General features: G+C 74.6%; 7 protein-coding genes. 1 reads left to right on the top strand and 6 read right to left on the bottom strand.

Going from position 1 to position 12,414, the window contains the following annotated elements; all coding sequences use genetic code 11:
- Window positions 1–95 precede the first annotated feature (95 nt).
- Entirely contained in the window at window positions 96–524 is a 429-nt protein-coding gene (locus tag ACFC1R_RS14545; protein ID WP_375938151.1) for an SDR family NAD(P)-dependent oxidoreductase, read from the top strand.
- Window positions 525–756: 232 nt separating this feature from the next.
- Here the strand turns inward: ACFC1R_RS14545 and ACFC1R_RS14540 are convergent, their stop codons facing one another.
- From ACFC1R_RS14540 to ACFC1R_RS14515, 6 genes are all read right to left on the bottom strand, one after another.
- Window positions 757–1,755 (bottom strand): MazG family protein, encoded by a 999-nt coding sequence (locus ACFC1R_RS14540; RefSeq protein WP_375938148.1) that lies wholly within the window; start codon window positions 1,753–1,755, stop codon window positions 757–759.
- Window positions 1,756–2,119: 364 nt separating this feature from the next.
- The gene (locus ACFC1R_RS14535) at window positions 2,120–2,761 is read right to left on the bottom strand and encodes a SurA N-terminal domain-containing protein (RefSeq protein WP_375938145.1); all 642 of its coding nucleotides are present in this window, start codon (window positions 2,759–2,761) and stop codon (window positions 2,120–2,122) included.
- Window positions 2,762–2,925: 164 nt separating this feature from the next.
- Window positions 2,926–4,761, bottom strand: a complete 1,836-nt coding sequence (locus ACFC1R_RS14530) for a protein kinase (protein WP_375938142.1) — start codon at window positions 4,759–4,761, stop codon at window positions 2,926–2,928.
- Between the two features lie 547 nt (window positions 4,762–5,308).
- On the bottom strand, window positions 5,309–8,941 hold the full coding sequence (gene mfd, locus ACFC1R_RS14525) for a transcription-repair coupling factor (RefSeq protein ID WP_375938139.1): 3,633 nt from the start codon (window positions 8,939–8,941) through the stop codon (window positions 5,309–5,311).
- A 467-nt stretch (window positions 8,942–9,408) separates the two neighbouring features.
- Entirely contained in the window at window positions 9,409–10,614 is a 1,206-nt protein-coding gene (locus ACFC1R_RS14520) for a hypothetical protein (RefSeq protein WP_375938136.1), read from the bottom strand.
- 371 nt (window positions 10,615–10,985) lie between these two features.
- Window positions 10,986–12,414: SUKH-4 family immunity protein (locus ACFC1R_RS14515; RefSeq protein ID WP_375938133.1), on the bottom strand; the 1,429-nt coding region annotated here is incomplete at its 5' end.

The following is a 12,414-nucleotide window of genomic DNA, read 5'->3' as shown; positions in this document are numbered from 1 at the left end:
CGGAGGCTCGCGCAGTGCCTACGATCCTCCGCAATGACTCTGATGGACGGCAGTGCGGAGTCGTCCACAGGGCACAGCTCAAGGAGGAGCAGGCCATGCGAGTAGCCGGGGCAGTGGTGGTCATCGCGGTACTCGACGGTGGGTCCGGCGACGGCCTGGCCCGCCGGTTCGCCGCGGCGGGCGCCGCCGGGATCCTGGTCGCCGACCTGCGGGCCGGCGTCGCCGAGGACCTCGCCGCCGAACTCGACCGTCCCGGCTGCCCGGTGGTCGGTGTGTCCGGCGACATCCACCAGCCCAGCGACGTGGCCGCGCTGGTGGACACCGCTGCCAAGCACCTCGGCCCGATCGACCTGTTCTGCATCGCGGGCCCGGACGGCGAGCGGATCGTCACGCTGGCCGAGCTGCCCGGCCACCTCGCCCCGCTGGCCGAGCTGCTCGCCCTGCTCGGCGACGCCATCAGCGAGGTCGTCCCGCCCCAGCGCAGCCCGCTCCAGCAGCACGTGGACCTGCCCCGCTCGGCCTAGCCTGCCCGCGCCGGGAGCACCGGCCGCTCTGGGAGCACCGGAAGCACCGGCGGCGTGGGCACGGGGTGGCCGGCACCTCGGGCGCGGGGCGTGCGCGCCCGAGGAACGCGCGCCGGGGAGCGCAGGTCGGAGCGCCCGTCTCCGCTGCAGAGCTGCGCCCCGCGCCCTTGGCTTCCTCGCGCCCTCGGCCGCCCCCATGCCCTTGGCCGCTCCCGGCCGGCCGGGCACTCCGTCAGTCGGTGGCGAGCCCCTCCGCTGCGCGTACCGCGCCGCGGTAGCCGCGCGCAGCCGCGCGGAGCGCCGCATCGACGTCCACACCCGCGTCGTGGGCCCGCTGGACCACGGCGAGCAGCAGCTCGCCCGCCGACTCGGACGTCAGCTCGGCGGGCAGCTCGTACGGCTCGTCCGGCACCCCGGTGAAGCCCGCCCGGCGGACCCGGGAGACCAGCTTGGCCGCGTACGCCAACGCGGGCAGCCCGGCCGGGACGCCGTCCAGGACGGACTCGCGCTGCTTCTCGGCCGCCTTGAGCTGCTCCCAGTTGGCCTCGACCTGGGCCGTCCCGCTCGCCTCGACGTCCCCGAAGACGTGTGGGTGGCGGTACATCAGCTTCTCGACGATGTCCCCGGCCACGTCGTCGATGGTGAACGGGTCCTCTCCGTGCTCCTCCGCGATCCGGGAGTGGAAGAACACCTGGAGCAGGACGTCGCCGAGTTCCTCGCGCAGCGTCTCCCGGTCGTCCTCCTCGATCGCCTCGACCAGCTCGAACGCCTCCTCGACCAGGTACTTCACCAGGGAGGCATGGGTCTGCTCGGCGTCCCACGGACAGCCGCCGGGCGAGCGCAGCCGGTCCATCACCGAGACCAGGTCGAGCAGCCGGGCACCGGGCAGGTCGTACGAGCCCGGGAGGATCTCGATCTCCGGGACCTGCCCCGCCTCCTCCACCGCGATCCGGGCCAGCGCGTCGGTCAGGCCGGGGTCGCCGTCCGGGCTGCCGAGCCAGACGGCCGGGGCGGACCCGGTCAACAGCCGGGCCAGCGCCGGGGCGCTGCCCTGCTCGACCAGCTCCACCTCGACCCCGGCCTGGCGGAGGGCGGGCAGCTGCGGGTGCGCCGGATCCCCGGCCAGCACTCGGTCGGCCCCGCGCAGGGCCTCCCAGGCCGGCCAGGACAGCAGCCCGGGGGCGACCCGGTGGGTGGTGGTGAGCAGGATCAGCTTCGCAGTGTCGTCCACGCTCCGAACCTACCTGCCCGCCCACCCCGGCCACCGCCCCATTCATCCCCGCCGCCCCGTGCAGGGGGCTCCCGGGCGGAGAACGGACCCCGGTGGCGGGAACAAGGGTTCGCCCGAGGGGCGCGAGCAAGCACGCGGAGCGGGCGGCCCCGAGGCACCGCCCCACCCGGGGGGTGTCAAGGCGCATCGCCCCACCGGCGGCGCGGAGGTGCAACCGATCCGGGGACTCCGGCCGGCCGCTGGATCCCTCCGATGCACGCAGTTCCCCGCGCCCCCGGAGCGCACCCATGCCCCCGCGTGCACCTGGGGTGCTCCGCCCCTTGGGGGTGCCCGTGCTTCCGGGCCCTGGGGCGGGCCGACCCCGTCAGCTGGAGGTGGCGCGCTGCGGGAGCCAGTCGGGGGAGGTGTCGACCAGGGAGACCTGCTGCGGATCCCAGGTGCCGTAGCGCGGGTTGACCACGACCTTGAGCTCGGTGCCGGCTGCGGCGAGGGCCTTGCGGACGACCGCGTCCCCCTCGGCTGTCCGGGCGTCCTTGCCCTCGGCGGCGGCCAACTTCTGGATGCCGAGCTGCTGCCGGTAGAAGGCGTCCGTGTCCCCGGTGGAGACGCCCTGCTTGAGCAGCAGCTCCCGCTGGAGCTCGCTCTCCCCGCCGAGCAGCTTCGCGTCGGCGTCCCGGGCCTGGCTGATCTCGGTCCGGCTGATGTCGAGTTGGCGGTCGGACAGGGCGCGGTCGACCACCCGGCTGAGGACCAGGTCGGCCAACGCCCGATTGGTCAGCCCGGCGCGTTCGGTGCGCGGCCCGCTGCCCTGGGCGTCGACCTCGTCCCGCAGTGCGGACACCTTGGCCTCCACGGTCGCGATGGTGATCCGCTGCCCGCCGAGCACGGCCGCCGCACCCTGGCGCGCCGGGCCGCCGCAGGCGGTGAGGGCCGCTGCGGCGATCAGGACGCCGACGGCGCCGACGGCCGTACGGGTTTGGCGCTGGGCGGAGTTGGTGCGGATCACGTGTGGCCTCCCTGGCAGGGGTGCCCCCGGCCCGAGGCGCGGGGGACGGTGTGGCTGATGCGGTGTCCGATGGTTCTCCTGGCAGGTACAGACAATAGGGAGCGGCGCGACGCCTTGCCCAGACCTTGCACCGAATGGGTCATGCGGATCCACCGAACAGCGGTTCAGCGACCGCCGGTTCGCGGGAACGGACCGGGTGTCGACCACCCCGCCGCGCGCGGATCGACGACTCGCGGATCGACGGCAGGCTGTTCGACGACAGGCTGTTCGACGACAGGCCGAACGGCCGGTACGGCCGACAGTGCCGGAGCGGTGACCGGGCCGGTCCCGGTGCGGCGGGCGTTCAGCTGGTCCAGGGTCTGCCGCAGGCGCTTGACGTCCGGGTGGTGCGGCCCGAACCGCCGCTCACGGTCGAAGAGCAGTTGCAGCAGCCCCTGCCACGCCGCTGCCACGTCACCCGAGGCCGTCGCCAACAGGCCGATGCGCTCGCGGAGTTCGAAACTCGGCTCGGGATCGGTGTCCAGACCGGCGTCGAGCCTGGCCTGGTAGGCGGCCAGCAGGGCGTGGTACTCGGCACCGGCCTCGGCGCCCTGCCCGAGGTGCTCCAGGCAGGTGGCGGCCTCCCGGCGCGCATCGAGGGCCTTCGGGTGCTGCGCGCCGTACTCGGCGGCCGCCGCCGCGGCGAGCAGCCGGCACTCGGGCAGTGCCGCCCGGTACTGGCCCTCCTGCAGCAGGGTCCGGGCGTAGATGGCCCGGATGGTGCGTACGGGCGGTGCGGCGTCGCCGAGTTCGGACTGTGCCCTGGGCAGCAGACGGGCGGCGAGGTCGATCACCTCGGCGTGGCGGCGGGCCGCGACCAGGTCGGCGAGTTCGGCACAGGCGGCGGTCAGGTCGGCTTCACTCGAAGGCTGTTGCCGCGCTCCGAGGACCGGACCGACCTGACCGACCGGCGCGGCCGGCCCGGCCGGTCGGGCCTCGAGCCGTACCGGCCGCTGCGACCGCGGTTCGGCCACGGGCGCCGCCGGGACCGGCGCGGGCTGCGGCTGGTGCGGGTACCGGTAGGGGCTGGTCGGATCGGGCAGCGGGGCGTACCGGGGCTGCGGCACGCCGGTGGCCGCCGGCAGCAGCGGGAGCAGCCGGGCGTGGACGTGCTGGACGTCGGCAGGCCGGTCGGCCGGCTGTTTGGCCAGCAGGTCGAGGACCAGCGCCTCCAGCTCGGCCGGGGTCTCGGGACGCAACTCGCGCAGCGGGAGCGGGGCTTCCCCGAGGTGCCGGTGGAGCAGGCCGAGCGCGGTCGGGGCCCGGAACGGGGCCTCGCCGGCCAGCATCTCGTGCAGCATGCAGCCGAGCGCGTAGAGGTCGCTGCGCGGGTCGGCGGCGGTCGCCAGGGCCTGCTCCGGCGCCATGTACGTGGGGCTGCCGACGGGGACGCCGGTGAGTGTGAGCCGGGTCGCGTCGGCGTCCAGCGCGGTGGCGATCCCGAGGTCAAGCAGCACCACCCGGCCGTCCTCGCGGACCATCACATTGCTCGGCTTCAGGTCGCGGTGGACCACGGGCACGGCGTGCACGACGGCGAGCGCCGCGCAGATCTGGGCAGCCACCGCGACCGCCCACTCGATCGGGAAGGGGTCCTCCTCGGCCATCAGGTCGGCCAGGCTGAGACCGGGGATGCGCTGCATGACCAGGTACAGCTCGCCGTCCTGCTCGCCCGCGTCGAAGACGGTGACCAGACCGGGATGGTCCAGCGCGGCGGTGATCCGGCACTCGCGCAGGAACCGGCGGCGCAGCTCGTCGCCCCGGCTGCGGCGGCTCTCGGCACCTCCCCGGCGGTCCGTCGCAGCGGCCGCCGTGGCCGCCAGCAGCAGGTCGGTGCGGAGCAGCTTGACGGCGACCCGGCGGTCCAGCCGCTCGTCGTACGCCGCCCAGACCTGGCCCATGCCGCCGTGGCCGATCTTCTCGGCGAGGCGGTAGCGGCCGTCGATGACGCGCGGCTCGCTCACTGGCGGGGCTCCTGGACCTGGCGGCGCAGCAGTTCGCCGAGCTGCTGGAGGTCGTCCGCGGTCCGGGGCTCCGGGAGTCGCGCGGGGCCCGGAGCCGGAGCAGGAGCCGGAGCAGGGGCCGGAGCGGGGGCCGGAGCAGACGACGATGCGGGGTCAGGAACCGCGTTCGATGCAGGGGTTGATGCGTAGGCCGGAGCGGGCACGACCGTCCCGAGCACCGGGGCCTGGGCGGGAGCCGGGGAAGGGGACGGCCAGGGCCAGGGCCAGTCCTTCGGCCCGGGCTTCGCCGAGACCAAGGCCGGCCCCGGCTTCTCGGGCGGCGCCGCCGACATCGCCCCCGGCGACAGCGGCATGGGCTTCATCACCTTCGAGGTCCCCGAGGGCACCCGGATCGACCGGGTGCAGTTCACCCTGGACAGCGGGATGGCCCCGCAGACCGGCCAGTGGAAGCTCTCCTGAACCGCACCGGCCGCCGCCGGCAGGCACCGACGACGGCGGTCTCAGGCCCGACCGGACCTGAGACCGCCGAACGACCGGAGCACAGCCGCTACTTCTTCGACCCCGCCAGGTCGTCGAACATCGTGGTGAGGAACTCCGCGCACCAGCCGAGAAGGTCCCGCCCGACCAGCGGCTTGCCGCCGATCCTGCCGGTGCTCGGCCGGGGCACCAGCACCTGCCCGGCCGCCGCCTTCACCTGGCTGCGGGGGTAGAGCCGGTTCAGCCGCAGCTGCTGCGACTCCCGCAGCTCGACCGGGCCGAAGCGCACGTTCGGCCCCTGCAGGGTGATGTCGGCGACGCCGCAGCGGCGCGCGAACAGCCGCAGCCCGGCCACCAGCAGCAGGTTCTCCACCGGCTCGGGCAGCTTGCCGTAGCGGTCGGTGAGCTCCTCACGGACGTGGACGATGTCCTCCTCCGAGTTCACCGCCGCGATCGAGCGGTACGCCTGCAGGCGCAGCCGCTCCCCGGGGGCGTAGTCGTGCGGCACGTGGGCGTCCACGGGCAGCTCGATCTTCACCTCGAGCGGCTCCTCCTCCGGCTCCCCGCCGCCGGCCAGCGACTCGCGGAACTCGGCCACCGCCTCGCCGACCATCCGCATGTAGAGGTCGAAGCCGACGCCCGCGATGTGCCCGGACTGCTCGCCGCCGAGCAGGTTGCCCGCACCGCGGATCTCCAGGTCCTTCATCGCCACGTACATGCCGGCACCCATCTCGGTGTGCTGGGCGATGGTGGCCAGCCGCTCGTGCGCGGTCTCGGTGAGCGGCCGCTCCGGCGGGTACAGCATGTACGCGTAGCCGCGCTCCCGCCCGCGGCCGACCCGGCCGCGCAGCTGGTGCAGCTGGGAGAGGCCGAAGGTGTCGCCGCGCTCCACGATCAGGGTGTTGGCGTTGGAGATGTCGATGCCGGACTCCACGATCGTGGTGGAGACCAGGACGTCGAACTCCTTCTCCCAGAAGTCGACGACCACCTTCTCCAGCTGGGTCTCCCCCATCTGCCCGTGCGCGGTGGCGATCCGCGCCTCGGGCACCAGGTCCTTCAGCCGGGCCGCGGCCTTGTCGATCGACTCGACCCGGTTGTGGATGTAGAACACCTGCCCCTCGCGCAGGAGTTCGCGCCGGATCGCCGCCGAGATCTGCTTCTCGTCGTACGGGCCGACGAAGGTCAGCACCGGGTGCCGCTCCTCCGGCGGGGTGGTGATGGTGGACATCTCCCGGATCCCGGTGACCGCCATCTCCAGGGTGCGCGGGATCGGCGTCGCGGACATGGTCAGCACGTCCACGTTGGCCCGCAGCTTCTTCAGCTGCTCCTTGTGCTCGACGCCGAAGCGCTGCTCCTCGTCGACGATGACCAGGCCGAGGTCCTTGAACTTCGTCTCGTTGGAGAACAGCCGGTGGGTACCGATCACCACGTCCACCGAGCCCTCGCGCAGGCCCTCCAGGACCGCCTTCGCCTCGGTGTCGGTCTGGAAGCGCGAGAGCGCCCTGACGTTGACCGGGAAGTTGGCGTACCGCTCGGCGAAGGTGGAGAAGTGCTGCTGCACCAGCAGCGTGGTCGGCACCAGCACCGCCACCTGCTTGCCGTCCTGGACCGCCTTGAAGGCCGCCCGCACCGCGATCTCGGTCTTCCCGTAGCCGACGTCGCCGCAGATCAGCCGGTCCATCGGGACGGACTTCTCCATGTCCGCCTTGACCTCGGCGATGGTGGTCAGCTGGTCGGGCGTCTCCGCGTACGGGAAGGCGTCCTCCAGCTCTCGCTGCCAGGGGGTGTCCGGGCCGAAGGTGTGCCCGGGGGCCGCCATCCGGGCCGAGTACAGCTTGATCAGGTCGGCGGCGATCTCCTTGACCGCCTTCTTGGCCCGCTGCTTGGTCTTGGCCCAGTCCGCGCCGCCGAGCCGGTGCAGGGTCGGGGCCTCGCCGCCGACGTACTTGGTCACCTGGTCCAGCTGGTCGGTCGGCACGAACAGCCGGTCGCCGGGGTGGCCGCGCTTGGCGGGGGCGTACTCCAGCACCAGGTACTCGCGGGTCGCGCCCTGGACGGTGCGCTGCACCATCTCCACGTACCTGCCGACGCCGTGCGCCTCGTGCACCACGTAGTCGCCGGCCTGGAGCGCGAGCGGGTCGATCGCGTTGCGACGGCGGGACGGCATCCGGCGCATGTCCTTGGTGGAGGACTTCTGACCGGAGAGGTCGGTCTCGGTGATGACCGTCAGCTTGAGGCCCTCGTCCACGAAGCCGTGCTCGATCGAGCCGCAGGAGACGTGGACGACGTCCCGGGTCGGGGCCTCGGTGAGGTCGGCGACCAGCCGGGCCGGGATGCCCTCGTTGCCGAGCACCTCGGCGAGGCGGGCGGCCGGACCGTGGCCCTCGGTCACCATGACGACCCGCCAGTCGGCGTTCAGCCGCTCCTTGGCATCGGCGATCGCGCGGGCGGTGTCGCCCCGGTACGCCTCGACCGCGTGCATGCCGAGGCCGAGCGTGTTGGCGTCGAACTCCAGGATCTCCGAACCCGCCGAGGACGCGGAGTCGCTGGTGGCGAACGGGCTGACGGACCACCAGGGCAGGCCGACCTCCGCCGCGTGCTCGCGCACGTCGGCCAGCGACCGGAGCGAGGCCGCCGAGACGTCGATCATCTCCAGGTCGATCGGCCGGTCGGCACCCGCGGCCGCGGCCACCCAGGAGGCGTGCAGGAACTCCTGACTGGTCGCCACCAGGTCGGCCGCCCGGGTCCGCACCCGCTCGGGATCGCAGACCACCGCGACCGAGCCCTGCGGCAGCACGTCGAGCAGCAGCTCCATGTCGTCCACCAGGACCGGCGCCAGCGACTCCATGCCCTCGACCGCGATGCCCTGGGCGATCTTGTCCAGGATCTCGCCCAGCTCGGGGTGGTCCTGGGCCAGTGCGGCGGCACGGGCCCGGACCTCGTCGGTGAGCAGCAGCTCACGGCAGGGCGGCGCCCAGAGGCCGTGCTCGGCGATCTCCAGCGACCGCTGGTCGGCGACCTTGAAGTAGCGGATCTCCTCGACGTCGTCGCCCCAGAACTCGACCCGGAGCGGGTGCTCCTCGGTCGGCGGGAAGACGTCCAGGATTCCGCCGCGCACCGCGAACTCGCCGCGCTTCTCGACCAGTTCGACCCGGGCGTAGGCGGCGGCCGACAGCCTGCGGGCCACCTCCTCCAGGTCGTGCTGCTCACCGCGCTGCAGTGCCACCGGCTCCAGCTCGGCCAGCCCCTTCACCTGCGGCTGGAGCACCGAGCGGACCGGCGCCACGATCACCTGGACCGGCCCCGCCGCCGGGTCGTCGGCACGCGGGTGGACGATCCGGCGCAGCACCGCCAGCCGGCGGCCGACCGTGTCCGAACGCGGCGACAGCCGCTCGTGCGGCAGCGTCTCCCAGGCCGGGAACTCGGCCACCGCATCGGCGGGCAGCAGCGAGCGCAGACTGGCCGCGAGGTCCTCGGCCTCCCGGCCGGTGGCCGTCACGGCGAGCACCGGACGGCCCTGGGCACCCGCCCGCCCGGCGAGCGAGCGGGCCAGTGCCGCGATCACGAACGGCCGCGCGGCCGGCGGACCGACCAGGTCGAGGTGCTGCCTGCCCCCTGCGGTGGTACCGGCAGCCGCCGCTTCGATCGCCTCGGCGAGGGCGGCATCCCGTACGACGACATCGAGCAGTCCGGACAGGCTCATACGAGTCTCTTCTTCGTCCTGTGGCTGGAGTGCCCAGGCGCCGGACGACCGGCCGGGCAACGCGAACGGCCCGGCACGCGGCGCGCCCGGGGAACTCCAGCCTACGCCGCAGCGCCGACGCGCACGTGAAGAGCACCGCCGGGGCCCGTCCGGATCACGCAGCGGAGATCACACGAACTGGACATACTCCTGTCACTGCCTGTCCATGGTGGTCACGCAGGATGGTGTGCGTGCCCGCCGCACCCAACCGTGGGGGATGGAGGCGGTGGCCACCGGCGCACCCCGATGGGGGTCGGGAGTGCGTGGCCGGGCGACCCTGGGTGGGGGCGCCCGTGCCCATTCGCCGGGAGTCGTGGCGCCCTTTCCTGGAGGGCGCCACGGGTCCTGGCCCACTGTGCGTCCGCACCTGCGGGTGGACCCGCGCGCCCGGCAGGCCCCGGCGCAGCGGCCCCGGGGCCGGTCCGCCCTCAGCGGCGGTGGACGACCTCGCTCGGGTACTCCGCGCCGTCGTCCACGATCACGATCTTCGGGATGATCCGCGTCGCGGCCTCCGGCACCTTGGCGGCGGGTGCGGGCGCGGCGGGCGGCGGGGTGGTCGGCCTCGGCGGGACGGCCTGCAGTGCGTGCAGCGCGGTGGTGGGCTTCTCGCTGGTGGCGGGCGCCTCGGCCGCGCGGGTCTGGAGCTCCTGGGTCGTGGCCTCGGCCGGCTCCGGGGCCCGGCGCGCCGGTTCGACGGCGGCCCGCTGCGGTGCGGGGGCCGGCTCCAGCGCCCGTACGGCCGAGGCCCCCTCGACGGCGCCGACCGCCGCACCGGTCAGTGCGGCCAGGGTCTGCTTGATGTGGTCCAGGTGCACCTGCACCTGCTCCTGGCGCTCGGCGAACTCCCGCTGCTCGTGCTCGCTCGCCGTCTGGATCCGCTCGGCCTCCCGGCGGGCGTCGGCGAGCAGCCGGTCGGCCTCGACCTGGGCCTGCGCGTCGGCGGTGCGGATCTCGGCCAGCACCTCCTCACGGTGCTGCTCGGCCTCCTTGAGCCGGCGCTCCGCGATGGCGGCGATCTTCTCGTCCTCGGCGTCCGCCCTGGACTCGGCGGCGGCGAACATCTCGTCCGCACGGCGCCGCAGCTCGGCCAGCTTGGCCTCGGCCCGCTCCTCCGCCTCGGCCGCGCTCACCCGGACCTTGGCGGCCTCCGCCGTGGCGACGTCCCGGGTGCTGCGGGAGTCGCGGTCGGCCTCGGCCCGCAGCCGCTCGGCCTCGGCGCGGGTGCGCTCCTCGGTACGGCGGGCGGCCTGGTCGGCCTCGTTGCGGGTGGTGGTGGAGAACTCCCGCGCCTCGGTGGCAGCCTTCTGCCCCGCCTCGTACGCGTCGTCCCTGGCGTCCTCGGCGGCGCGCTCGGCGGACTCCCGGACGGCGACCGACTCGGCCTGGGCGATGGCCATCAGCCGGGCGGCCTGCTCGCTGAGGCCGGTGTAGTCGGGTTCGGGGGCGTCGGCGGCGGCCTGGACGATGTCCGCGAGCCGCTTCTCCATCTCGCGGATGCCCGAGCCGAGCACGCTGAGCCGTTCCCAGGCCCGGTCCCGCTCGGACGTCAGGGACATCATGGCCCGGTCGACCTGTTCGGGCGCGTACCCGCGCCGGGTCAGCATGAACCCGTGCTGGGAGACGGCGTCGCTCATGGGCTCTTCCCCTCGTGCTCGCGGGCTGCGCAGCCCATGGTCGGACGTGGACGAGGACGGGGCCGGTCGGCCCATCCTCTTGACCTATTTTGCGCAGACAGGGACGAAACCCAAACAGGACAGCGCCGCTCGACCGCGTGAACGACCACGCCGATCGGCCCTGTTCCGATTGCTCGAAACCTCCCGTGCACCACGCATGACCAGTAAGGACGCCGCACGGTCCGCCGACGGTTCCGCGGCTGCCGGTGGCCCGTCACCGGTGTCCTGAACCGGGCCCTGCGCACCGCACGGTGACGGGCCGCACCGGGGATCCGGCACGGCCCGTCGTCCCGTACGTCCCGTGCGACGGGTTCGGCACGGGGAGCGCGAGGTCAGAGGATGCCGTCCCAGAACTGTTCGAGCAGCACGCCCCACCAGGTCTCCGGCGACTGGAGGGCGGCCGGGTCGACGGCGAGGAGCTGGGCCTGGAAGTCGGTGGTCCACCGGCCCGCCTGGTCCGGCGTCAGCCCGTGGCGCAGGCGCCACATCCGGCCGAGCAGGGCCAGGCTGCGGACGAACTCCGGCACCCCGCTGTTGACGAAGCGCGGGGGCTCGCCGCCCGGCTCGATCTCGACCGCGACCACCGCCGCCGTGCCGTACTGCACACAGAGCTGGCGGCCGTAGTCGTTGCCGAGCACCAGGTAGCCGCCGAAGTCCGGCCCGGGCGGCAGACCGCGCTCGGCCGCCAGTTCGGCCAGGGTCGGGATGGGCCGCCCCTCCTGCGCATGGGCCCAGAAGAACGGGGCGAAGTCGCGCGGCAGCCCGGCCCACACCAGGGTGTGCGCCACCGCCTCGGGCACGCCCTGCCGGGAGACCGCGCGCTGCTCGAAGCGGAACACCCCGGGCCCGAAGGACTGCCCGAGCTCACCCGCCAGCTGCTGCGGGGCGAGCGGCGGCAGCGGCGGCACACTGCCGGGCGGCGGCAGCGGCGCACGGACCGGCCGCGGCCGCTGCGGAGCGGCGGCCAGCTGGTGCAGCTGGTCGACGTGGTCCACCAGCACCGCCATGCCCGCCTGCCGCGACTGGTGGTCCCGTCCGTACGGGGCGGTGTGGCTGAGCCTGACGTTCGGCCAGGAGGCCCGCACCATCCGGGCGCAGTAGCCCCCGGGGACGTCGCAGAGCTCCAGGTCGGTGTGGAGTTCGAGCACCTGGTCCGGCGGGACGTTGAGGCGGCGCAACTCGTGCATCGCCTTCCACTCGGGGTGCGGGGTGCCGGGCTCGCTGCGGTGGATCAGCTTCTGCTCGGAACCGTCCGGACCGCGGTAGCTGACCACGGCCACCGTGCCGGGCCCGATCGACGGCACACCGGGGACACCCGGCGCGGCCGGCGCCAACGGCGCGGGCACCACCGGCGGCGGGGGTACCGCGGGTCCGGGCGCGCCCGGCGCCCCGACGGCCGGGTAGCCGTAGCCGACGCCCGGCACCGGGACGGGCCCCGGCGGGGGCGGGGCGGCCGGCGTCCCGGGCATGCCCGGTCCGGTCGGCGGACCGGGCGGCGGGACGGCCGGGCCACCGTGCGGCGGCGTGCCGTGCGCGTGCGGCGCCGGCGGCATCTCGATCGCGTGCGCCAGCTGGGTCGCCTCGTAGGCGATGCCCGCCGCGGCCGGGTTCGCCGGCGGCGGCGTCACCGGGGCGGCCGGAGCGGCAGGCGGCTGGGCGCCCCCGCCCCGCAGCTCGGCGGGCGGCGGGGGCGGCGGTGCACCCGGCGCGGCACGACCCGCCGCACCCGCGGCGGCCGGCCCGCCCGGGGCGTGCCGCAGC

It is taken from the genome of Kitasatospora sp. NPDC056138 (assembly GCF_042264695.1).
Classification (GTDB): domain Bacteria; phylum Actinomycetota; class Actinomycetes; order Streptomycetales; family Streptomycetaceae; genus Kitasatospora.
Note: the sequence above shows the minus strand (reverse complement) of the source record. Positions and strands in the feature narration are given on the sequence as shown.

Bases quoted from the DNA above. Each gene is read 5' to 3' on its own strand.
- ACFC1R_RS14545 (WP_375938151.1), top strand. From the start codon at position 96: ATGCGAGTAGCCGGGGCAGTGGTGGTCATCGCGGTACTCGACGGTGGG.
- mfd (WP_375938139.1), bottom strand. From the start codon at position 8,941: ATGAGCCTGTCCGGACTGCTCGATGTCGTCGTACGGGATGCCGCCCTC.
- ACFC1R_RS14520 (WP_375938136.1), bottom strand. From the start codon at position 10,614: ATGAGCGACGCCGTCTCCCAGCACGGGTTCATGCTGACCCGGCGCGGG.